14 protein-coding genes and 1 pseudogene are annotated in these 22,918 nt (G+C 59.9%); 9 read left to right on the forward strand and 6 right to left on the reverse strand.

Features of this window, described 5'->3' with window-relative positions; genetic code table 11:
- The first annotated feature begins 7 nt into the window (after positions 1 to 7).
- From argJ to A6070_RS03830, 3 genes are all read left to right on the forward strand, one after another.
- Positions 8 to 1,192 carry a bifunctional glutamate N-acetyltransferase/amino-acid acetyltransferase ArgJ gene (argJ, locus tag A6070_RS03820; protein WP_072287122.1) on the forward strand — a complete coding sequence of 395 codons (1,185 nt, stop codon included), beginning with the start codon at positions 8 to 10 and terminating at the stop codon, positions 1,190 to 1,192.
- An 85-nt stretch (positions 1,193 to 1,277) separates the two neighbouring features.
- Positions 1,278 to 1,943, forward strand: coding sequence for a deoxyribose-phosphate aldolase (gene deoC / locus A6070_RS03825; protein ID WP_072288125.1), 666 nt, complete (start codon positions 1,278 to 1,280; stop codon positions 1,941 to 1,943).
- The gene (locus A6070_RS03830; protein ID WP_072287123.1) at positions 1,919 to 3,118 is read left to right on the forward strand and encodes a phosphopentomutase; all 1,200 of its coding nucleotides are present in this window, start codon (positions 1,919 to 1,921) and stop codon (positions 3,116 to 3,118) included. Before deoC ends, A6070_RS03830 begins: the two co-directional genes overlap by 25 nt.
- Here A6070_RS03830 and A6070_RS03835 read toward each other — a convergent pair.
- Positions 3,106 to 3,906, reverse strand: coding sequence for a PilZ domain-containing protein (locus A6070_RS03835; RefSeq protein ID WP_072287124.1), 801 nt, complete (start codon positions 3,904 to 3,906; stop codon positions 3,106 to 3,108). The two genes, A6070_RS03830 and A6070_RS03835, sit on opposite strands and share 13 nt — an antisense overlap.
- A 196-nt stretch (positions 3,907 to 4,102) precedes the next feature.
- On the opposite strand from A6070_RS03835, the gene A6070_RS16670 reads away from it, so the two are divergent.
- On the forward strand, positions 4,103 to 4,456 hold the full coding sequence (locus tag A6070_RS16670) for a DUF2914 domain-containing protein (protein WP_407058568.1): 354 nt from the start codon (positions 4,103 to 4,105) through the stop codon (positions 4,454 to 4,456).
- Between the two features lie 65 nt (positions 4,457 to 4,521).
- Here A6070_RS16670 and A6070_RS03845 read toward each other — a convergent pair whose 3' ends face one another.
- Positions 4,522 to 4,965 carry a Ros/MucR family transcriptional regulator gene (locus A6070_RS03845; protein ID WP_072287126.1) on the reverse strand — a complete coding sequence of 148 codons (444 nt, stop codon included), beginning with the start codon at positions 4,963 to 4,965 and terminating at the stop codon, positions 4,522 to 4,524.
- A gap of 728 nt (positions 4,966 to 5,693) precedes the next feature.
- Between A6070_RS03845 and A6070_RS03850 the strand changes: the two genes are divergently transcribed.
- The 3 genes from A6070_RS03850 (at position 5,694) to A6070_RS03860 (ending at position 12,714) form a co-directional block, all read left to right on the forward strand.
- Positions 5,694 to 7,025: a response regulator gene (locus A6070_RS03850; protein ID WP_072287127.1), complete on the forward strand. Its 1,332-nt coding sequence runs from the start codon at positions 5,694 to 5,696 to the stop codon at positions 7,023 to 7,025.
- Between the two features lie 197 nt (positions 7,026 to 7,222).
- Positions 7,223 to 9,880 (forward strand): valine--tRNA ligase, encoded by a 2,658-nt coding sequence (locus A6070_RS03855; protein ID WP_072287128.1) that lies wholly within the window; start codon positions 7,223 to 7,225, stop codon positions 9,878 to 9,880.
- 215 nt (positions 9,881 to 10,095) lie between these two features.
- Positions 10,096 to 12,714, forward strand: coding sequence for a bifunctional diguanylate cyclase/phosphodiesterase (locus tag A6070_RS03860; protein ID WP_072287129.1), 2,619 nt, complete (start codon positions 10,096 to 10,098; stop codon positions 12,712 to 12,714).
- A gap of 13 nt (positions 12,715 to 12,727) precedes the next feature.
- Here A6070_RS03860 and ptsP read toward each other — a convergent pair.
- From ptsP to A6070_RS03880, 4 genes and pseudogenes are all read right to left on the reverse strand, one after another.
- A pseudogene (gene ptsP / locus A6070_RS03865) lies at positions 12,728 to 15,078 on the reverse strand (phosphoenolpyruvate--protein phosphotransferase).
- A 108-nt stretch (positions 15,079 to 15,186) separates the two neighbouring features.
- Positions 15,187 to 17,448, reverse strand: a complete 2,262-nt coding sequence (locus tag A6070_RS03870) for a [Fe-Fe] hydrogenase large subunit C-terminal domain-containing protein (RefSeq protein ID WP_072288126.1) — start codon at positions 17,446 to 17,448, stop codon at positions 15,187 to 15,189.
- A 234-nt stretch (positions 17,449 to 17,682) separates the two neighbouring features.
- Positions 17,683 to 18,678 (reverse strand): ABC transporter ATP-binding protein, encoded by a 996-nt coding sequence (locus A6070_RS03875; RefSeq protein WP_072287130.1) that lies wholly within the window; start codon positions 18,676 to 18,678, stop codon positions 17,683 to 17,685.
- Entirely contained in the window at positions 18,675 to 19,622 is a 948-nt protein-coding gene (locus A6070_RS03880; protein ID WP_072287131.1) for an ABC transporter ATP-binding protein, read from the reverse strand. Before A6070_RS03880 ends, A6070_RS03875 begins: the two co-directional genes overlap by 4 nt.
- A gap of 163 nt (positions 19,623 to 19,785) precedes the next feature.
- Between A6070_RS03880 and A6070_RS03885 the strand changes: the two genes are divergently transcribed.
- Both A6070_RS03885 and A6070_RS03890 read left to right on the forward strand, forming a co-directional pair.
- On the forward strand, positions 19,786 to 22,065 hold the full coding sequence (locus A6070_RS03885; protein WP_072287132.1) for a Tex family protein: 2,280 nt from the start codon (positions 19,786 to 19,788) through the stop codon (positions 22,063 to 22,065).
- 4 nt (positions 22,066 to 22,069) lie between these two features.
- Positions 22,070 to 22,900: a PHP domain-containing protein gene (locus A6070_RS03890; RefSeq protein WP_330220600.1), complete on the forward strand. Its 831-nt coding sequence runs from the start codon at positions 22,070 to 22,072 to the stop codon at positions 22,898 to 22,900.
- The last annotated feature ends 18 nt before the right edge of the window (positions 22,901 to 22,918 follow it).

The raw sequence follows: 22,918 nt of genomic DNA on the forward strand, positions 1-22,918 counted from the left end.
GTGCATGATGACAACGGTCAAGGGGTTTTCCTTTGCAGCCCGGCCGGCGGGGATCCGTAAATCCGGCAGGCTCGATCTCGGCTTGATTTTTTCTTCGGTCCCTGCCACGTGCGCGGGTGTGTTTACCACCAATAAAATCCAGGCGGCCCCGGTACTGGTGACGGCACCACGGGTCGCTGCGGGTCGGTGTCAGGCCGTGTTGATCAACAGCGGCAACGCCAATGCCTGCACTGGCGAACCCGGCCTGCGCGATGCCCGGTGCTGCGGCAGGTTGCTGGCGGACTGCCTTGGTATCGACGAAAAACTGGTGGCGGTGTCTTCAACCGGCGTTATCGGCCATCCCTTGCCCATGCCGGTTATGCAGGCCGCGATTCCCGATCTGCCCCGGGGGTTGTCGCCGGACGCTGTCGAGGATGTGGCCGCAGCCATGATGACAACCGATTCCTTTGCCAAACTCTCCAGCCGGCAGGGCGCGGTTGCAGGCATGCCCTATACCTTGCTCGGTATGGCCAAAGGGGCCGGAATGATCCATCCCAACATGGCGACCATGCTGGCTTTCGTGATGACCGACGCCTGTGTCGAGCCGAATTTTCTGCAGCAGGCACTGCGGGATGCGGTCGCCAATTCCTTCAATATCATCACGGTGGATCGCGACACTTCGACCAATGACATGGTCCTGGTGATGGCCAACGGCGAGGCCAAAACCCCGGAAATCGTAGCTGGTTCGCCTGAAGCAAAGGAGTTCTCCACGCTTTTGCGGGAGGTTCTTCTCGATCTGGCCAAGATGATCGTTCGCGATGGCGAGGGGGCGACCAAGTTGGTGCATGTGCAGGTGGAAGGTGCCGCCGATGCCGCCGATGCTCGACGGGTTGCCTATCATGTCGCCACATCCAGCCTGGTCAAGACGGCGTTTTTTGGTGAAGATGCCAACTGGGGGCGCATTATCGCCGCTGTGGGGTATTCCGGCGCACAGGTCGATCCCGACCGCATTGCCATCTGTTTTGGCGATGTTCCCGTGGTGCAAAAAGGTCTTGGTACCGGGCCGGAGCTTGAGGCGCAGGCTACGGAGGTCCTGAAACGGGCTGAATTTTCGGTGTGCATCGATCTCGGCATCGGCAATGGTCGGGCGGAGTACTATACATCCGACCTGACCTATGACTATGTCAAGATCAACGCCGCCTATCGGACCTGAAGCCAGGCGGGCCTGCATCAGGTCCGGAAGGCTTTGCATTGCTGCAACTCGTTTCGCAATGAAAAACTGCAAGAACAGGTTTTTTATGGAATCCCCTTCACGGTTTATCGATCAGACGTTGCTCAGGGCGGATGCGACTCCCTCCCAGATTGAACGGTTGTGCCAGGAAGCCTTGCACTGGCAGTTTGCTTCGGTGTGTATCCCTCCCTGTTTTGTGGGGATCGCTGCAAGCTGTCTGCGGGGCAGCAACGTCTCCGTGGGAACGGTTGTCGGCTTCCCCCTCGGCTACGATATCTCTGCTGTAAAGTCTGCGGCCGCGGCCGCGGCCGTGGCCGCAGGTGCCACTGAAATCGATATGGTGATCCCCCTGGGGGCCGCTGTCGAGGGACGTCTGGACCTTGTCGGGGAGGATGTCGTCGGCGTTGTGCGAGCCGCCGCGCCAGCGCCCGTCAAGGTCATTATCGAGTGTTGCTATCTGGACGATGCAGGAAAAGTCGCCCTGGTCGATCTGCTGGCCGGAACGGGGGCCGCCTATGTCAAGACCTCGACCGGGTTTGCACCGCAGGGGGCGACCGAAGCGGATGTGCGGCTGTTGAGCCAGACCGCCGCGGGGCGGATCAAGGTCAAGGCGGCCGGCGGCATCCGAAACTGGAACGCCTGCCGTGCCATGCTGGAAGCCGGGGCGCATCGTATCGGCACCAGCAACGGGGTGCAAATCATGCAGCAATGGCAGGGCGGGATGGCCTCGTGACAGCGCGTGTCTGGCGACGGGTGGTGTTGATCACCCTTGACGGCGTCGGCGTCGGCGGGCAGCCGGATGCGGCGGATTTTGGCGATCAGGAGGCCAGCACCCTGCCGCACGTGGCGGAGCGCTGTGGCGGCCTGTGTCTTCCGACCCTGGAAAGACTGGGGCTGGGGAGGATTGTGCCTGTTTCCGGAGTTCCGGCGGTGGCGGCACCCCGCGGACTTTACGGTCGCATGCTCGAGCGGGCCCGGGGCAAGGATACCACATCCGGGCACTGGGAGTTGGCGGGGTTGGTGCAGGACGAGCCGTTTTCCACTTATCCGCAGGGTTTCCCCGAGGCGGTTATTGACGCTTTTGCCACAATTGCCGGGGTCGCTCCGCTGGGCAATATTGCCGCCAGCGGTACGGAGATTCTCCAATTGCTCGGGGAAGAGCACCTTCGCAGTGGTCGCCCCATTGTCTATACCAGTGTTGATTCGGTTTTTCAGATTGCCGCCCACGAGCAAGTGCTGCCGCGCGAAAGCCTTTATGCCTTGTGCGAAAAGATGCGCCGGGTCCTCGATCCATACCATGTCGGGAGGGTCATCGCCCGACCGTTTGTTGGTACGGCCGCCGGGAATTTCGAGCGAACGGCAGGCCGCCGGGATTTTGCCATGCCGCCACCGGCTGACACGCTTCTGGATCGCATGGAACAGCAGGGGCTGACCGTCTATGGTGTCGGAAAGATCCGCGATATTTTTGCCGGAAAAGGGATTACCCGATCGGTAAAAAGTTCCAGCAACAGCGATGGCATGGCCAAAACCCGCAAGGCGCTCGGCGAGGTTGACCGGGGGCTGATTTTCACCAATCTGGTCGATTTCGACATGCTCTATGGGCACCGCCTTGACGTGCGCGGTTTCGGACGGGCGCTAGAAGAATTCGATGCATGGCTGGCAGGCTTTTTGCCGGCACTTGAACCGGGAGATCTGCTGGTGATCACTGCCGATCACGGCTGTGACCCCACCACTCCGGGGACGGATCATACCCGGGAAAGTGTGCCTCTGCTCGTCTGGCACTCCGGATTGAAGCGGGGCGGGTCGTTGGGAATCCGGCGCAGCTTTGCCGATGTAGCGGCGACTCTTGCCGATATGTTCGGTGTGCGTGTTGAAACGGGATCGAGCTTCGCCGATCAGCTCGGCTGAGGCGGGGCTGGCGGTGTTTCCCAGAGCATCGGAGCCGGCAGGCGCAGTACCGTATCTTCTTCCCCCTGGGTCAGCGCGCCGGTATGCCAGCCATGGTGCCCCCGCCGGTGGGACATCTCCTCTCTGAAGCAGGTTTTTATGTAACGTTCAAGCAGTCGGGCGGCGTTTGGCTGCAGGTCGACAAAACCTACGCCGACCCCCTGTTGATAATTGTTTTTCGGGTCGGGGTGGACCCGGTACAGGACCTTGCCGCTCAGTTCCAGTTCCTCCTTCATGCCCATTAAAGGAAGCACAATGCGAAACCGCTCGCCCTGGTCCAGCCTGAACCCGGTTTTCATAAAGAGGCCGCGGGTGCTAAGGCTCAATACCTCGCCGAGCTGGCATTGGTGGTGGCGACATATCATGCCGGGCAGTTTCAGGGCCAGGCGCATGTTCTTCCGGGGGTGCTTCTCCAGATGCTGCTGAATGGCTGAGAAAAGGGAGAAAATATCCACCGGCACGTCCAGAAGCTGGTGCGGCAGGGGGAGTTGCGGGCTTGTTTCGCGAGACTTCAGAACCATCAGGGATGCGCCTTTGCCGATACAGGTTTCCAGCGCCTCCAGCGTTGCATGATTCGCGTCCAGCCAGTCCGCGTTGATAATGAGCAGGTCGAAGGCCGTATCCCGGATGAGCTTGTTCAGACGCTCCCTGCGGGGCACCGCCAGAACCCGGTAGCCCCAGTGTTTGAGGGTCAGGTCGAGGGTGTTGAGGATGTCTTCTCTGTGTTCTCCGAGGAGAAGGCGTTTCATAGGCAACATTCCGTAAAGATCGATCGTGTCATAATAGAACGCTATTGTAAACACCGTGCATGCCGCCTACGGGTATATGTCAAGGAAGGCGTCTGGTCAAGGGAAATCGTGCTAAAAGTCCGCCTTTTGGCGGTATTGGGCGCCAAAGAGGGGGACTGTGATACGTTTCTGCTTTGTTTTATTGCTGCTTGCGACGATGTGGACCGGGGCCGCATATGGCGAGTCGCCCGGATTGCAGGCTTGTGACCTGACGGTAACCACCGCCATCGAAAACCGCACGCCTGTCGATGCGCTGCGATCCTATACAGCGAATGTTGCCTGCCTGTATTTTTTTTCTCGCATAGGCGGGGCAAAGGAGGCTGCGGTCGTGTGGCACATCTGGTATCACGACGGCCGGCAGGTGGCGAGGGTTCCGTTGTCGGTTCGTTCACAGAATTGGCGGACATGGTCGAGGAAAAGCATTCCTCAGGGCGCTCAGGGTATGTGGCGGGTTGAAGTGCGGGATGCCCGAAGTAATTTGCTCGGCGTCAGAAGTTTCCGATTGTTTTAACGGAGATTCGATCAGGCGCCGCCTTTGGAGCCCCCCCTGAGGGAGGGGCGAGGTGCCATCCGGGGCTATTTTTTGGGTTTGCTTTTTCCGCGCTCCGCACGGGCTTTGGCGAGATTGTCGCCAAGGCCTCGGTCAATGGCCATCTGTCGCCGGCTTTCGGAATAGGCCCGGGCGGCCAGCGGCTGGGTGCGAGGGATGTCGAACTGTTTCCGGTATTCCGAGGCCGTCATACCGTGAGCGGTTTTCAGGTGCCGGGCAAGGGTTTTCATTGCCTTGCCGCAAATCATGCAAATCACCTTGTCTTTTCCAAAGGCCTTTTTGCGGGAAACTGCAGGTGTTTGAGCCGCTTCTTCGTCTTCCATTGCTGTTTCCTGTGCCGTTCCATTTTCGATTGCAACCAGAGCCTGGTGGAGATCGTTTAGTTCTGCAATCAGCTCTTCCTTGGTCATGGGGGTGGTTGAAGCGTGTGATGCGACGATTTCGGCAGCCATTTCAAGCAAATTCGGCATAAAGGTGTCCTCCCTTAAAAGTTGTTTTGAACTCGTTTATCAAATTTAAAATACTAATACAATATCTTTTCCTAAAAGCAAGTAAAAAGATCTTTTTGACCACTTATGGGCTTCTTTTATCGTTTGCAACGATTCTCTTTTGTGGTTTTTGATTTTTGTTTATTTGTCGGCAATGCACGATATTTCAATTAGGCAGCCGCGTGTGTTGTTTGGTAATGCCGATCCTTTTGCCCCTCATGAATACCCAGGGCGAGTGTATTCGACAAGCGGCGTATTTGAGTTCGCGGTTGACTCAAGGCATGTCATTTGTCGGCCCTGTTGTTGCATTTATTTGCAGCATTCAGGTTTGGCGGATAATAAGAAGGTACCGTGGTTCATCGATCCAGGGTGACAGGGGCAGACATGGAAACTGAAGGTTGCCGCCCGCGTTGTTATAGTGTGATTTGGCGGAATCCTTGCGATGGCCCGCTGGGGTTATCGAAATTTACGGAACCTTGTATAGAAGCTGTGAGAGTGCATAAGCTATTGAAATTTCCGGTTAAAAATCTTGACAGGTTAAGGGTGCTATGCTAGCGTTGACGCGTTTTGCAGGCAAGATCATGCATGGCGGTGAACGGGAGGGGGATGTCGAGCCCGGAGCGAAGCCAAGGCATGAAGTCGATTTATGGCCCGGCATGAATTCCAGTTCGGGCCACTACTGCGTTCTTGTACGTTATTGGGAGGCTTGAATGAGCAGGAAGCTTTTGCTGGCCGACGACAGTATTACCATACAGAAGGTAGTTGGCATCATCTTCGCCAATGAAGACTGTGATCTTGCCGTGGTGAGCGACGGTGATTCGGCGTTGGCCGCAGCTCGTTCAGATCGTCCCGATCTGATTATGGCCGATGCCATCATGCCCGGCAAAAACGGCTATGAACTCTGTTCGGCCATTCGACAGGATCCCGGGTTGCGGGATGTGCCTGTCCTGCTGCTGTCCGGCAGCTTTGAGCCGTTCGACGAGGACCGTGCCCGAGACGCCGGCATCGATGACTGGATCGTCAAGCCTTTCGAGTCTCAGGCTCTGCTGGACAAGGTGGAAGCGTTGCTTGCAAGGGGGCCCCGGTTGGCGCCGCCGTCTGCGGTTTCCAATGTCCCCGCGATACCGGAGTTTGATGATGGTTTCGCCGGGCAGGCAACGGTTGCCGATGCCGATATGTGGCAGGAACTGGAGGGCGCGGATTTTGCGCCGGTCCCCGATCTGACCGCCGATGAGGCCGGTGACCTGGAGCCGGATCTGCTGGATATTGCCGATAGCTTTCCTGCGGATGACGAAGACCTCGCGGCGTATTCGGAGCTGCCTGCGGATGAACCGCATGATATCTTTGCATCCACTCCGGCTTCGGCTGCCGGCGGGGATGGGGAGGATGACCTCCTTGCGCAGGACGATGCCGACGACGAGGGGATTCTGTTTCTTGACGAGGATGACATCCTTTGCGAGGAACTGACGGACGACGAGCTTGCCGCGGAACGAGCTTCCGACCTGGCTTTCGAATCGGAAAGCGAACTGTCCTGGGATGCCGGCGAAGCGACTGCGTCATCGAGTGAGGCGGCGGCGGAGATTTCCGAGGCGCCGGAACCGGTTTTTTCCGAACCCGAACCTGTTTTCGAGGCCGAACCCGCAGCTCCGGTTGAAGACGAGGTGCCCAGCCGGGACGGGCTGAGCTTCTTCCAGAACGCCGGCCTGGTGGAGAAACTGTCGCAACCCGCTGCTGCGTCAGCCGCTACTGAAACGACTGCACCTGTGTCCGAACCGCCTGATGCCGGACCCGATGCAGAAGCCGCCCCGACTGACGAGACGGTGGGTGACGGCTCCGGCTTCGTTCCGTCTGCAACGGAGATCGAGGCGCAGGTCCGGGGGATTTCCGAGGAAGATTTGAGCCGCATTGTCGAAAAGGTTGCGGCCGGAGTGATCGAGCGTCTGGCCGATACCATTCTGGAGCGGATCGCCTGGGAGGTGGTCCCCGATCTGGCCGAATCGATGATCCGCGACGAAATCCGCCGCATCACGGAAAAAGTCTGACGGCATGACCCGGACAAAATGGCCGGTGTCGCCGGGCCGATGTGTTTGGCGATGATCCAAACGCCTGTTTTTGCGCCGGGGAAAGCCTGGAGAACAGTTGACCTGCCAAACGGGGATTGTTAAAATCCCCGTTTGTTTTTGATCGGCATGTATCCAATGTCCGCAACGCGCGGGCACTGCCAAAGGATGGACTGTCCATGGAAGCGAAACTCCCCAAAGGTTACGAGCCTCATGACGTCGAGGCCAAATGGTATGAATTCTGGACCGGGCAAGGCTTGTTTCACGCCGATGAACATTCTGCCAAAGCCCCCTTTTCCATTGTGATCCCTCCGCCGAATGTCACCGGCGTTCTGCATATGGGACACGCTCTGAACAATACCCTGCAGGACATTCTGGTACGCTGGAAGCGCATGGAAGGGTACGAGGTTCTGTGGCAGCCCGGTACCGACCACGCTGGCATAGCCACCCAGAACGTGGTGGAAAAACAGCTGGCCGCCGAAGACAGCAGCCGCCACGCGCTGGGCCGGGAGGGGTTTATCGAGCGCGTGTGGCAATGGCGGGAAGAATCCGGCGGACAGATCATCAATCAGCTCAAGCGGCTCGGAGCGTCCTGCGATTGGGATCGCGAGCGTTTCACCATGGACGAAGGGTTGTCCCGTGCGGTGCGGGAAGTGTTCGTCACGCTCTATGAGGAAGGACTGATCTATCGCGACAACCGCCTGATCAACTGGTGCCCCCGTTGCCACACGGCTCTTTCGGATCTGGAAGTGGAGCATCAGGACCAGAAGGGCAACCTCTGGCATCTGCGCTATCCGGTGGTTGGTACGGACCGCTACCTGGTAGTCGCCACCACCCGTCCCGAAACCATGCTCGGCGATACCGCCGTGGCGGTGCATCCCGATGATGAAAGGTATGCTGATCTGATCGGCAAATCGGTCATGCTGCCGCTGATGGAGCGGCCCATTCCCATTATCGCCGACGACTACGTCGACCGGGAGTTCGGCAGCGGCGCGGTCAAGATCACGCCGGCCCATGACTTCAACGACTTTGAAATCGGCAAGCGCCACAATCTTGAATTCATCAACATCTTCGACGCCTCCGGCGTGGTGAATGACAACGGCGGGCGCTACCGGGGCCTGGAACGTTTTGAAGCGCGCAAGGCGGTGCTGGCCGATCTGGAAGCGGCCGGTCTGCTCGAGCGGATCGAGGAGCATCTTAACGCCGTTGGAGAATGTTATCGCTGCAAAACGGTTATCGAGCCCTATATGAGTCTGCAGTGGTACGTGAAAGTGCAGCCGCTGGCCGACAAGGCCATCGAGGCGGTGCAGACCGGCAAGACCCGCATCATCCCGGCGCAGTGGGAAAAAACCTATTTCGAGTGGATGTTCAATATCCGTGACTGGTGCATCAGCCGCCAGATCTGGTGGGGGCACCGTATCCCTGCCTGGTTCTGCGAGGCCTGCAACGAAATAACCGTGTCCCGTCAAGATCCGACCGCCTGCAGCCACTGCGGGGGCAGTGATCTCCGGCAGGAAACGGATGTCCTCGATACCTGGTTCAGTTCGGCCCTGTGGCCCTTTTCGACAATGGGCTGGCCGGAAAAAACCGAAACCTTGCAGAAGTTTTACCCGACATCCTGCCTGATCACCGGTTTCGACATCCTGTTTTTCTGGGTGGCCCGCATGATGATGATGGGGCTCAAGTTCAGGGGTGAGGTGCCCTTCCGCGATGTTTATATTCATGCTCTGGTGCGTGATGCCCAGGGTCAGAAGATGAGCAAGAGCAAGGGCAATGTCATCGATCCGCTGACGGTGATCGATGAGTACGGAACCGACGCCTTCCGGTTCACTCTGGCGGCTTTCGCCGCGCAGGGGCGCGACGTTAAACTGTCTGTTGACCGCATCGCCGGGTACCGCAATTTTGTCAACAAGCTGTGGAACGCCAGCCGTTTCGCGCTGATGAACCTTGAAGGGTTCGAGCCTGACGGGGTCGATCTGCAGCAGTGCGAACTTGCCCTGTCGGAACGCTGGATTCTCAGTCGCCTGACCGATGTGGTCGCGGAAGCCCGCCAGGCTCTGACGGAATATAAGTTCAACGAAGCTGCCAGTGCCCTCTATGCTTTTACCTGGCACGAGTTCTGCGATTGGTTTATCGAGTTGAGCAAGGACGACCTTTACGGAGAAAATGCACAGCGCAAAAAAACCGCCCAGGCCGTGCTGTACACTGTCCTTGAGCAGCTGTTGCGGCTGTTGCATCCGTTCATGCCCTTCGTCACCGAGGAAATCTGGCAGGCCCTGCCCGGGGTCCGCCCGACGGTATCGATCATGGCGGCCCCCTATGCCGACGTGTCTGCGCTGCCTGCCGATCAGGCGGGTGCCGCGCATATGGAATTGATCATGGAGGTCATCAAGGGCATCCGCAACATCCGCGGCGAAATGAATGTGCCGCCCGGAAAACGGATCACGGCGGTTCTGGACTGTAAAAACCCGGAGATTTCCGGAATTCTGGCTGCCGGTGAGGGATATGTCAGAAGCCTCGCAAAAGTCGACCAACTCTCCTGTGGTGAAGGCGTCGAACGCCCCTCCCAGGCTGCGACCCAGGTCGCCGGAGAGGTAGAGATCCTGTTGCCACTGGCCGGCCTCATCGACCTGGATGAGGAACTGAAACGGCTGGAAAAGGAGATCGCCAAAGTCGCAAAGGACATTGCCATGTTCAGCAAAAAATTGTCGAATGAATCCTTTTTGTCCAAGGCGCCGGCCGATGTCCTGGAAAAAGACCGTCAAAAGCTCGCGGATGCCGAGGAAAAAGCGGCCATCCTGCGGCAGAGTCTGGCCAGGATTTCCGCCCTGAAGTAAGCCTCGCCGCTCTCCCGGCGGTTTTTTGCATAGAGCCCGTCCAGCCGAAGCATGGCTGGACGGGTTTTTTTCGTTTGCGCGGAAACGCCGACCGCGAAACGCTTGACATGAAATCTTTGATAAGCAATCATTTATGAAATTAACGTAAAAAATTACAACTCATTTTCGGTGCAGGGATCTGCAGGACCCTTCGCTTCAAAGAGGAGAAGCCTGCCATGCGATGTCGGTGGAAATGCCTGCTGGGTCTTGGCCTGGCCATCATTGCCTTGAACGGCATCCTGCTGCTGCTGAGCCGCCAGGTGTTTCTCGACAGTTTTATCCGGTTGGAGCGCCGCCAGGCGCGGGAAACCCTGCAGCGCGGTGTCGGAGTCTATCGGGGACATCTCGCCTTTCTGAAGCGCCTCGCCGGGGACTGGGCCCAGTGGGATGATGCTTATGACTTCATGCAGAGCCGCGATCGCCGTTTTTTGCTGAGCAATGTTGTTGACAGCACCTTTACTTCCTTGAATCTTAACGTGTTGGTGTTTCTTGATGAAAAGGGTAAGATCGTGGCCGGCAAGGCTTTTGATCTGAACAAACAATCGGAAGTGCCAATTTATGCGGGGTTGCAGCAGCTTTTCAGGGACGGCTGGAGTCAGCGGGTGCTGCGAATCCATGCGCAGGGGGTGCACGGTCTGGTGTCCTTGCCGGAAGGCAGCCTCCTGATGGCATTGCAGCCCGTACTGACCGGAGAAGGCAAGGGGCCACCGCGGGGCACTTTGCTCATGGGGCGATTTCTCGACCCAGCGGAACTGGGAAGACTTCGCGCCAAGGCGAACCTGCCTTTTGAATTTACCCGCCTGGAATCGGGGCCGGAATGGATGCCCTGGACAAAAACCGCGAATCCGCGTCCGCAAATCCTGCTGCGGGCCGTCGATTCACACCGCCTGCGATCACGGATTCTGCTGCGTGACATATGGGGGCAGCCGGCGCAGGCGCTAGGTGTCACCCTGCCGCGTGAAATCTATGCCCGGGGGCGGCAGGCCATGGTCTATTTTCACCTTGGCTTGCTGCTTTTCAGCATTGCGGCAGGCTCCTGCATCTGGCTGATCTGGGTACGCCTGGTCAGTTCCGAGCAAAAACAGCGTGACAGCGAGTCCCTGTTCCGGCACGTTTTCCAAAATTCGGTGGATGCCTTTTTCCTATGCGATGCCAATGGCAGGTTTCTGGATGCCAATCAACAGGCCTGCCGGGTCCTCGGCCGCAGCCGCCCGGACCTGCTGGAACTGGGTTGGGCGGATGTTGCCGATACCTCCCTTGAAGATGCACGGGGTGCTGCGAATGTCCTTTCCGCAGCGCGGTTCCTGCCCTGCGAGGTGACGATGCGGGGGCGCCGCGGTCAGGGGATCCCCGCAGAAATCAGTGTCAGTCGTGTCGCGCTGCTGCCGCAGAGTTATTTTTTTGTGCTGGCACGGGATATCTCCGAGCGCAGGGCATCGGAAAACATGCTCCGGGAGCAAAAACTGAAACTCGATTTTCTTGCCTATCACGACGTCCTGACCGGCCTTCCCAATCGCCTGAAAGCCCTGGAGCTTTTGCAGGGCGCCATCGCCCGGGCCCGAAACCGGAATACAACGGTGGCAGCTCTGCTGTTTGATATCGACCGCTTCAAGAACATCAACGAATCTCTGGGGCATGTAGTTGGCGATCAGATTCTTATGGAGGTGGCCCGGCGGATTCAGGGGGTTTTGCGAGGATCGGATGTGGTGGCTCGTTTTGGGGGTGATGAATTCCTGGTGCTGCTGGAAAATCCCGCTGACGGTGAAGGGGGCAGGGCGGTGGCGCAAAAACTGCTGGAAGCGATGGCTTGTCCCTTGCAGATCGGCCGGCACCGCTTCTATCTGACCGGAAGTGTGGGTATCAGCCTGTTTCCGCAACATGGCGGTGATGCCCAGGCTATATTGAAAGCCGCCGACAATGCCATGTTCCACGCCAAGGCACAGGGTCGCAACACCTGCCGGTTTTTCATGCCGTCGTTACAAGTCGACGTCGAGGCTCGGCTCAATCTCGAAACAGATTTGCACCGTGCCCTGGAACAACAGCAGTTCCACCTGACCTATCAGCCGCAGTTCAATTTACAGACCGGCTCGGTCATCGGGCTTGAGGCGCTGCTGCGCTGGCGGCACCCGACCCGTGGTCTGGTGCCGCCGGACGAATTCATCCCTCTTGCCGAGGATACCGGCCTGATTGTTCCCATCGGGGAATGGGTGCTGCGGGAAGCCTGCAGGCAGATGGTGGCGTGGCATCGCGGGGGTTTTCCGCGGTTGCGCATGGCCGTCAATATTTCCGCCCGCCAGTTCCGTCAGTCGGGTTTTATCGATATGGTGTTCCGGTTGTTGCGCCATTACGGCCTGGAACCGGGGCTGCTTGAACTTGAGATCACCGAACGGGTGGTTATCCAGAGTGCCGAGCATGCGCGCAACATGCTCACGATTCTGAGACAGGCCGGTATTTGTCTGGCGGTGGACGACTTCGGTCTGGGCTATAGCTCCCTGAGCTATTTGCGGACGTTTCCGTTTTCCAAGCTGAAAATGGATCAGGCCTTCAGCAGAAATCTGGCGGACGATGCCTGCGACCGGGCGATAGCCGAGGCCATCGTCAGCATGGGGCGAACCCTGGGGATGGAGGTGGTGGCGGAGGGGATTGAAAATGCCCTGCAACTCGATACCCTGCGCAGCCTGGGGTGCCCTTCGGGGCAGGGCTTCCATCTGGCACAGCCCATGACGGCGGCGGAGACCGCAGCCTTTCTCCGGGGCCATCCGCAGGGTGAGTTCTGTCCGGAAGAGCTTCTTTGACAGCAGCCCCGTGTCAAAAGGTGATTTCCAGATGCCTCAGCATCGCGGCAAGGCAGTCGCGGATACGGCTTCCCTCCGACATGGTCAGGATTTTTCGGGCCGTGCTTTCCGCCTCGCGGCTGGAAATGCGGCTCAACATCATTTTTACCCGCGGGATAAAAGGCGCGGCCATGGAAAATTCGCGGATTCCCATGCCGATCAGAGCCAGCAGGTTGAGGGGATCGTTAGCCATTTCACCGCACAGGCAAAGCCCTTTTTTCTGCTTTTGCGCAATTTTTGCGACGTTGTTCAATACTTGCAGCACGGCAGGATGCAGCGGATCGTAATAGCGGTTGACCAGGGGATTGTTGCGGTCGGCCGCCAGCAGGTACTGGATCAGGTCATTGGTGCCAAGGGCAAAAAAATCGACCTCCCTCGCCAGGCTTTCAGCCAGTTGCACGGCGGCCGGCACCTCGACCATTATCCCTATGGGCACATCGGCCGCGAAGGCCAGGTTTTCCCGTTTTAAATTGTGACGGGCTTCATCGACAACCGCTTTGCAGGCACGAATTTCCTCGATCCCTGAAATCATGGGAAACAGCATTTTGACCGGGCCGTGGCAGGCCGCCATGAGAATCGCCTCGATCTGGGTACGGAAAATGTCCCGATTGTCGAGGGATACCCGGATCGAGCGCCAGCCCATGAAGGGGTTGTCTTCAAGGGGGGGCGGAAGTAGGGCAGGGCCTTGTCTCCGCCGATATCCAGGGTCCGGATGGTGACGGGCATCCCGTCGAATTCCGTGACAACCCTCGCGTAGAGGCGGTACTGCTCCTCACGGTCGGGAAAGTCGGCGCGGATCATGTAGGGGAATTCGGTGCGGTACAGCCCGACCCCTTCAGCGCCGTTGCGCCGGGCGATATGAATATCGCTGACCAGACCGACATTGGCACGGAGGATGACCTTGACGCCGTCGCGGGTGCAGGCTGGCAGGTCACGGAATCGTTCAATCTGGTGCAGTTGGCGTCCGGCGTCTTCCTCCAGCCTGCGGTATTCTTCACGGATCCGCGGGCCGGGGTTGATATGCAGAAGGCCGGAATTGGCGTCCAGGATGACATGCTCCTCGGGCGCTATATGTTTCAGTGCCCCCCGGACCCCTACCAGCGCCGGGATGCCAAGGGATTTTGCCATGATGACGGCATGGGAATTGCGTTCGCCGGCCTCGGTGACGATGCCGCGTATCTGCTCGTGATCGAGCATTGCCATGTCCGATGGCAGAATCTCGCGGGCGATAAGCACGCCGGGATGTTTCAGCTGCAGCGGATGCGGATCCTGGCCTGCCAGATTGGCAAGAAGGCGACGGCCGATGTCGCGCATGTCCGCGGCCCGTTCCCGAAGATACGGGTCCTCCATTTTTTCGAACGCTTCGACGTAGTTCCCGATGGTTTTTTCAACCGCGTAGCGCGCCCCGTGGCCCTGGTCGATTTCCGCCATCAGGCGCTGGTGCATGGCCCGGTCCTCGAGAATCATCAGGTGGGTATGGAAAATGGAAGCGTCCGACCGGGACAGCCTCTCGGCCATGCGTTTTTCCAGATAGATGGTCTGGATGCGGGTTTTTTCCAGGGCTTCCTCCAGCAGGTTTTTCTCCCGCTGCGGATCGAGTGCTTCCTCCTCGAGAATATCCGTCAGCCCGTGCGGTGCCGACATGACATGAGCCGGCCCCGCAGCCAGGCCGGGATAGGCGATGCTGCCGCGCAGGGTGCTTTGGGGCGGTTCCTTTTGCGTCGGCGCCTGTCCGGAGACGGACCGTGTCGTGCCGGCAGCCTGGCGTAACACCTCCGCATAGCGGCTGGCCTCGGCTTCCTTGCGCTGGATGGAGTCGAGCAGGCGGGCGTTGATCACGATGGACGATACCTGAAAAGCAATGGTCGACAGGGCGCTGATGTCTTCGTCGCTGAAGCGCCGGGAGGCCCGGCTCTGGATGACAAGCACGCCTATCGGCTCATTGCGGTCGAACAGCGGGATTCCCAGGAAACTGTGAAATCTCTCCTCGCCGGTTTCCTTGAAGTAGCGGAAACGGGGGTGATTCTGGGGCTCCTGAATCGCGACCACGCGTCGTTTTTCCACCACCAGGCCGGTCAACCCTTCGCTGACCTTCATGGTAACACGGCCAACCGCACGACGGGACAACCCCTTGGTGGCTCCCAGCCGCAAGGTCTCCCGATCCTCGTCCAGCAGATAGATCGAACAGACCTCCGACAGGGTCCGTCGGGCGACGACCGACACGATGTTCTGCAGGGTTTCGTGCAAATCGTGGGATTTGAGAATCAGCGTGCTGATATCCTCAAGGGTGCGCAGTCCGATGTGGTTGGTATGTTTTGGCTCCATCACACAATGGCCTTTCTCGGGTGCCGGTTGCACAAACGGTATCGGGTCCGGCAAATCATATTGAAGAGAACCGCGTCGGCGGGCTTGAACTCAAAAGCGTGGCGACGATCAGTCACCTTTCCTCGCCGCCGGGCGGGTCAGAAACTTGCACCGCTGGATGTCGTAGCGTTCCATCAGCCGATAGAAGGTGCGTCGCGGCAGGTTGGCGCGCCTCGCGGCGGCGGACACGTTGCCGGACGATTCGCGCAGGTAACGTTCCAGCAGGCCGCGCTCGATTAATTCCATCTGCCGGCCTCGCCGGGCCCGGAAATCGCTTGGGGATTTTCCGGGATCCGGCTGCGGAGCCGACGCGCCTGCCGCAAGGGGCAAGGACAGGTGCTCCCGTCGCAGGACAGGATCATCGCCGCCAAGGATGACCGCTCGCTCGATGACTGCCGCCAGTTCCAGTATATTGCCTGGCCATGCATAGCGGCACAGGGCTTCCATGGCTGGCGCGTCGATGGCTGCGGGGTTCCTGTTAAGCCGCCGGCCTGATCGCCGCAGCAGCTGTTCGGCAAGTTCCTGGAGGGCTTGCGGCCGGTTGCGCAGAGGGGGGAGGGTCAGGGTACAAAGGCACAGCCGGTAATACAGGTCGCTGCTGAACCAGCCTTCCTTAACGCCCTGTTCCAGGTCGCGGCGACTGGTGACGATGAGTCGCACATCGACCGGAAGCCGGATTTTCGCGCCCACCGGCATGATGGAGCCATGGTTGAGAAACTCCAGCAGGGCATCCTGTACCTTTTGCCCGGCATCCCCGATTTCTTCCAGCATCAGGGTTCCGCCGGCCGCCAGCTCCAAAAGCCCCTGCCGGAAATCCGAAGCGTGGCGGCTTCCGAACAATTCGATCAGCAGCTGCTGTTGATCCAGCCCGGAGCAGCTGAGGGTGGCCAGAGGTTGTTCCGCCCGGCGGCTGTAACGATGGATGGTCCGGGCGGCGGTTTTTTTGCCGGTTCCCATCTCGCCACGCAGCAAAATTGTTTTATCACCAGGCGCTACTTCTTGCACGAGATCGAGAAGCTGCCTCGCCAGCAGGTCGTCACCGGGCATGACCTCCTCGGCGGCCTGTTGCGCAAGCTGCGCGGATTTTTGCAGGCGCGCCTGCTCCGCTTTGAGTCGCTTGACGAAATAGGGCAGGCACATGTCTTCCCGAGCCAGACTCCGGCACACGGCGGTAGCGTGTTCACGGCAGGTGCGATAGCCGCAGGCACCGCAATTGAGTTCGTCACGCTGGGAAAATTTGTCGGTGGACTGCAGAACCCTGCGGATGCTTTCGCCGCTGGGGTGTTCCTGTCGGGTTTGGCGATTGCTGAAAGTCCGCTTGAGATTGACCTTTGCGGACGCGGCGTCAGGCTCGGGCCGGGGGCCGTTGTCGTGCTGACGGGCAAACTGTTCCACCAGCCGGCCCCGCGCAAAAGCGGACAGGCGGCTGCCCGGGTCACACGCGCCGAGGCAGCCGCCGCGACACAGGCGCAGGTCTACAATCCCAGGCCGGATGCGGCCCGCCGCCAGGTCGAGCAGGACCTCCCGCGCGTTTTGGTAGCCTTCCGTCGAGAGCATCTCGCCCTGCTCGGCGTAATCACGCGGCAACAGGCTGGTCGGGGCTCCGCCCGACAGGGCGAAGCGTCTTCCGCTTCGCGCATGGGGCTGGTCGAACACGGTTTCCGGCAAGCGCGTCGGTGTGATGCCGGCCGTTTCGAAAAGTTCGCCTATTTCCGCAAAGGTCAATGCCCCGTCGATGACATCCTGGAACTGGTCGTCCGCTGCTTCGATTTTGGCGGCGAAGCAGGAGCTTATGGTGACGATGCGCAGTGGCCCCGCATGGGTTGCGCGCAGGGCCCGTGCCGCAGCCACCAGCGGCGAGACGCAGGGCGACAGGTTGCGCAGCAGTTGCGGGAAATGGCGCTCCACCAAGGCCACGATGGCCGGGCAATGGCTGAGAATCCGAGGCGCGGTTGACACGGTCCGCAACCCGGCGGCGATGGTTCGGGCGGCAAGTTCGACCCCCCAGGCGCCTTCAACCACGAGCTGAAAGCCGAGCCGGTGCAGGCCGGATACCAGTTGGCCGGGGCGCATATCACCTATGTAGGCCGGGAAGGATGGAGCTAGGATGGCTGCCATCGGTTCTTTGTGCCGCAACAGGCGCTGGCACCGGTTCAGGCTGTTCGGTGCCCTGCGTGCCTGCTGGGAGCAGACCTGCAGGCAGCGTCCGCAGCCGATGCAACGACCGGCATCGGTGTCGGTGCCCTGCGGGGTGACGCGGACGGCCTTGACCGGGCAATGACGAAGGCAGGCAAAACAGCTGCGGCAGCGTTGGATGTCGGTTTGAATCATGCCCACGGGTGGCGAATCCCTTCACAAGGAATCATCGGGCCGGGATGTTGGTTGCGGTAAATATGCCGGAAGTGTGCCATCAATGCCACAGGCAAGTCAAACATTTTGCAAATGTCATTGACGATGGATAATAAACAGATGAGAAAAGCGTCCGCCGCATGATGGGCGTCAACGGTGCGGTGCGCATTGCACGGTCAGTTGCAAGGAAGCTGTTGTGCCTGGCCCGGCCGCGCGTCAGCGAGGAATGCGGTAACGCCCGACTTCCTGGCTGAAATGGCATGCGGCCAGATGGCCGCTGCCCTGGTCGCGCAGTTCAGGGGCCTGACAATGACAGATCTCCTGTGCGTAGGGGCATCGCGGGTGAAAGTGACACCCTTCCGGCGGACGGGTGGCTGAGGGTATTTCACCCGTCAGCGGCCGACGCTGGCGGCGGGCACGGGGGTCGGGGATCGGCACGGCGTTGAGCAGTGCTTCGGTATAGGGGTGGCGAGGTGCCCGGTACAACTGTTCGGCGGCGGTCAGTTCAACGATGCGCCCCAGATACATGACGGCCACCCGGTTGCTGATGTGTTCGATGACCGACAGGTCGTGGGCGATAAACAGGTAGGTAAGCTCGAACTGCTGCTGGATGTCCTGCATCAGATTGACAACCTGGGCCTGGATGGACAAATCCAGCGCCGAGACAGGCTCGTCCGCCACGATCAGGCGGGGATTCAGCGCCAGTGACCGGGCAATGCCGATGCGCTGGCGCTGTCCTCCGGAAAATTCATGAGGATAGCGGTCCATGTGAGGCGCGTCCAGGCCGACGGTTTGCAGCAACCGCAGCACTTCCTGCCGCAGTTCCCTGCCTTTGGCAAGGCCGTGGATGATGAAGGGTTCGCCGACAATGTCGGCTACTTTCATGCGGGGGTTGAGCGAGGCGTATGGGTCCTGGAAAATCATCTGCAGATCACGACGCCGGTTGCGCATCTGGTTTCGGCTGAGCTTCAACAGGTCTTCTCCGTCGAACAGGACCTCCCCCGAATCCGGCTCCAGAAGCCGCAGAATCGCCTTGCCGGTGGTGGATTTTCCGCAACCCGATTCGCCGACGAGACCAAGGGTTTCTCCGGTCTGCAAGGTGAAACCGACACCGTCGACGGCTTTGAGGGACAGGCGGGGTGCGCCCGCCAGGGCGCCTGTGGAGACCTGAAAGGTTTTGCGCAGATTGCGTACCTCGAGCAGCGTATTCATGCTTCTCTCCAGCAGCGTACAAGGTGTCCGGGCGCCACCTCCAGCAAGGGCGGCAGTTTGCCCTTTTCGGGGGCGAAGGGGGCGGGGCAGCTGTCCAGCAGGGAGAGGCCCTTTGCCGGCGTCAGAGTATGGTGAATGGCGAGACGGTGCCGCTTTTGTCCCATCCTCGGAATACATGCCAGCAGACTGCGCGTATACGGGTGGCGCGGATTATCGAAAATAGCCGTTACCGGAGCGTATTCCATAATCAGACCGTCGTGCATGATCGCGACCTTGTCGGCGGTTTCCGCCACCACGCCAAGATCGTGGGTTATCAGCAGTGTCGCCATGCGGTGCCGGGTTTTCAGTTCATCGAGCAGTTGCAGGATCTGAGCCTGGATGGTGACGTCCAGGGCGGTGGTCGGTTCATCGGCAATCAGCAGGTGGGGGCGGCAGGCCAGGGCCATGGCGATCACCACCCTCTGGCGCATGCCACCGGAAAGCTGGTGAGGGTATTCACGGCAGCGCTGGAGGGGCGAGGAAATGCCGACCTGGGCCAGCAGTCCGGCGGCCTGTTGCAGGGATTCCTGGCGATCGATGCCTTGATGGATGCGCAATACCTCGGCGATCTGCTCGCCGATGCAGAACACCGGATTGAGGGCCGTCATCGGCTCCTGGAAGATCATGGCGATCTGGTTGCCCCGCACCCGGCGCATCTCCGTCTCCGGCAGCAGGCGTAAATCCTCGCCCCGGAAAAGCACTTCCCCTTCGACCACGCGGCCGGGCGGCGGCACAAGCCGCAGCATGGACAGGGCGGTGATCGACTTGCCGCAGCCCGATTCCCCGACCAGCGCCAGGGTCTCCCCCTCATCAATGGTGAAATCGATGCCGCGCACGGCCTTGGTCAAGCCGGTTTTGGTAAAAAAATAGGTGCGCAGATTGCGAACGTCAAGAAGGGCGGGCATGCATGCTCCTTGTGGCGGGTTGCAGTCAGCCAATGTAGCCGGAAAGCCGTTGCCCGTCAAGTGCCCGGGCTGCGTGCCGAGTGCCGCTGACAAGTTGGCCTTTTCGCGGTAGCCCGGCCGTGTTAGAATTCGCCCCCGATATACCCATTTTTGGAGGTTTTCAATGTCTCTTAATGCACAACAGGATAACCGCGTTCTTGGTTGCCTGATCGAAGAAACCGGCCTGCGGACTGCCCAGGTAGCCAATACTATCGCCTTGCTGCGCGAGGGTGCGACGGTGCCTTTCATCGCCCGCTACCGCAAGGAGCGCACCGACGAACTTGATGAAGTGCAGATCCGCAACCTGGAAGAACGCCTCGCTTATTTTACCGAACTCGAAGAGCGCAAGGTCACCGTATTGTCCTCCATCGAAGAGCAGGGCAAGCTGACCCCCGAGCTTGCCGCCCGTATCGAAAGGACCCGCCAGAAAAACGAACTGGAAGATCTGTATCTGCCGTACAAACCCAAGCGTCGTACCCGTGCCATGATCGCCCGCGAACGGGGACTGGAGCCACTGGCCGAGCTGATGGCGGATGGCCGGGTCACGCATGGGTCACCGGAGCAGATCGCCGCCCCGTTTGTCGATGCGGAACGGGAGGTGCCGGACGCCGCCGCGGCTTTGCAGGGAGCTTCCGACATTCTGGCCGAAACCCTCAGCGAAGATGCCGATATGCGCGCTGTGGTCCGGCGTTTGACCTGGGAACAGGGTCTGTTCTGCTCGCGGGTGGCGCCTGACTGGGCCGGGAAGGTCAGCAAGTTCGAAATGTATTACGACTATCAGGAACCGCTGCGCGAGGTGCCTTCCCACCGCATGCTGGCGATGCGGCGTGGCGAAAAGGAAGAGGTGCTGCGCCTGTCCATCGCCGCGCCGGAAGAAGAGCTGCTGGCGCGCCTTAAAAATCGCCTGATCCAGGGCGAAAGCATCTTTAGGCCGGTGCTGGAAAAGGTCGCCGAAGATGCCTATCGGCGGCTGATCGCCCCTTCCATCGAGGTGGAGTTGCGTCTTGAGGCCAAAAAACGGGCCGACGAAGCGGCCATTGCCGTCTTCGCCGACAACCTGCGCAACCTGTTGCTGTTGCCACCGGCCGGAAGCCGCCGGGTGCTGGGGGTCGATCCCGGCCTGCGCACCGGCTCCAAACTGGCGGCGGTCGACCAGACAGGGAGTTTTCTGGAGGCTGCGACCATTTATCCACACACGGGAAAGAGTCAGATCGGACCCGCCCGCGGACATCTGCTGCGGCTGATTCAGTCGCATGGCATCGAGATGATCGCCATCGGCAACGGAACGGCGGGGCGCGAGATGGATCTGTTCGTGCGGGAAACCCTGGCGGAAGCCGGACTCAAGCTGCCGGTGGTGATGGTCAACGAGGCCGGCGCCAGCGTCTATTCGGCTTCGGATATCGCCCGCGAAGAATTCCCCGATCTCGACCTTACGGTGCGCGGCGCCATCTCCATAGCGCGACGCCTGCAGGATCCTCTTGCCGAGCTGGTCAAGATCGATCCCAAAAGCATCGGCGTCGGTCAATACCAGCATGATGTCAATCAGCCGGCCCTTAAAAAGGCTCTGGACGATACGGTGGAGAGCTGCGTCAACTTTGTCGGGGTCGATCTCAATACCGCGTCCTGGGCACTGCTCTCCTATGTGTCGGGAATCGGCGCGGCCCTCGCCAAAAGCATGGTACGTTACCGCGAAAGCCACGGCGCCTTCGCGGCCCGCGCATCGCTCCTCGATATTCCCCGCTTCGGCGCTAAAACTTACGAGCAGGCGGCGGGTTTTCTGCGTATCCGCGGCGCCGCTAATCCTCTCGACAACACCGCCGTGCATCCGGAGAACTACGCCACGGTGAAGGCGATGGCCGATGATCTCGGCTTGTCGGTAGCGGAACTGGCCGCGGTCCCCGGCAAGGTTGCCGGGCTGCGGCTGGAACGCTACATCACCGATACCGTGGGTCTGCCGACCCTGCGGGATATCGTCGAAGAGCTCAAAAAGCCCGGACGGGATCCACGGCGGCAGTTCGAAACCGTATCCTTCCGCGACGACGTGCGCGACATCGGCGACCTGAAAGAGGGGATGATCCTCTCCGGTACCGTTACCAATGTGGCCGCTTTCGGGGCTTTCGTCGATATCGGTGTGCATCAGGACGGTCTGGTGCACGTCAGTCATCTGGCCCACCGGTTCGTCAGGGATCCCGGCGAAGTGGTACGGGTCGGCGATATCGTCAAGGTCAAGGTTCTCTCGGTCGATGAGGCCCGCAAACGCATCGGGCTGTCCATCAAGGAAGCTCAGCCGGATCCCGGGGCGACGAAAAGTTCAGGTGCAGAAAAACGCGCGAAAACCGGGAATGCGCCGCTCAAGGATCCCTCCGCCTGGGAAAAGGCGGGGTTCCGGGTGAAGCGGAAGTAAGACGGTGACTGGTGACTGGTGCAGTCCGTACGCCGGTCGAAAGGGGATACAGGGATTGGAAAAGTACGTCGATCTGCATTTGCACAGCCGCTGTTCCGACGGCTTGTACGCACCCGCCGAGGTGATATGCAGGGCCGCGGCCGCCGGATTGGCCGCGGCGGCCCTGGCCGATCACGATAATGTGGACGGTATCGATGCCGCCATGCAGGCCGGCAACGCCTGTGGTATCGAGGTGTTGCCGGCGGTCGAGCTTTCAGTGGTCTGGGGTGGGTTTCGCGATATCCACCTGCTTGGTTACGGTATGGATCACCATCACCGCGAACTGAGTGCCGCTCTTGAGGATTTTCGTGCATTTCGTGCCGGCCGCAACCAACGTATCCTCGAACGCATCAACCAGAAGCTGGCCGAGGAGAATCGTGCGCCGATCGCCTTTGGCGAGGTGCGGCGGCATGCCGAAGGCACCCTGGGCCGACCGCACATCGCCAGGGTGCTTGTCGACCATGGTTACGCGCGGGATTCGGAAGAAGCTTTTGCGCGGTATCTGGTTCCGTGCAACGTGCCCAAACGCTACTTTCCCATGGATGAGGCCATTGGCCTGATTCATCAGGCCGGCGGCATAACCTCACTGGCCCATCCTCCCTACATCACCGGGGATCGGGGTCAGCTGCGCCGCCTGTTCGATGCTTTCGCCGCTTTGGGGCTTGACGGCATCGAGGCTTACAACAACCGTTCTTCCAATGACGATGTCGACTGGTATATAAGCGAAGCACGGAGGCGCAATCTCATCGTCACCGGCGGCAGCGATTTTCACGGCGGGGAGGGGGGGAGATTGTGATCGGAGGGGGCCGCGGTA

The organism is Syntrophotalea acetylenica (genome assembly GCF_001888165.1).
Lineage (GTDB): Bacteria > Desulfobacterota > Desulfuromonadia > Desulfuromonadales > Syntrophotaleaceae > Syntrophotalea > Syntrophotalea acetylenica.

Coding starts and splice junctions, on each gene's coding strand:
- argJ (WP_072287122.1), top strand. CDS start 8: ATGACAACGGTCAAGGGGTTTTCCTTTGCAGCCCGGCCGGCGGGGATC.
- deoC (WP_072288125.1), top strand. CDS start 1,278: ATGGAATCCCCTTCACGGTTTATCGATCAGACGTTGCTCAGGGCGGAT.
- A6070_RS03830 (WP_072287123.1), top strand. CDS start 1,919: ATGGCAGGGCGGGATGGCCTCGTGACAGCGCGTGTCTGGCGACGGGTG.
- A6070_RS03835 (WP_072287124.1), bottom strand. CDS start 3,906: ATGAAACGCCTTCTCCTCGGAGAACACAGAGAAGACATCCTCAACACC.
- A6070_RS16670 (WP_407058568.1), top strand. CDS start 4,103: ATGTGGACCGGGGCCGCATATGGCGAGTCGCCCGGATTGCAGGCTTGT.
- A6070_RS03845 (WP_072287126.1), bottom strand. CDS start 4,965: ATGCCGAATTTGCTTGAAATGGCTGCCGAAATCGTCGCATCACACGCT.
- A6070_RS03850 (WP_072287127.1), top strand. CDS start 5,694: ATGAGCAGGAAGCTTTTGCTGGCCGACGACAGTATTACCATACAGAAG.
- A6070_RS03855 (WP_072287128.1), top strand. CDS start 7,223: ATGGAAGCGAAACTCCCCAAAGGTTACGAGCCTCATGACGTCGAGGCC.
- A6070_RS03860 (WP_072287129.1), top strand. CDS start 10,096: ATGCGATGTCGGTGGAAATGCCTGCTGGGTCTTGGCCTGGCCATCATT.
- A6070_RS03870 (WP_072288126.1), bottom strand. CDS start 17,448: ATGATTCAAACCGACATCCAACGCTGCCGCAGCTGTTTTGCCTGCCTT.
- A6070_RS03875 (WP_072287130.1), bottom strand. CDS start 18,678: ATGAATACGCTGCTCGAGGTACGCAATCTGCGCAAAACCTTTCAGGTC.
- A6070_RS03880 (WP_072287131.1), bottom strand. CDS start 19,622: ATGCCCGCCCTTCTTGACGTTCGCAATCTGCGCACCTATTTTTTTACC.
- A6070_RS03885 (WP_072287132.1), top strand. CDS start 19,786: ATGTCTCTTAATGCACAACAGGATAACCGCGTTCTTGGTTGCCTGATC.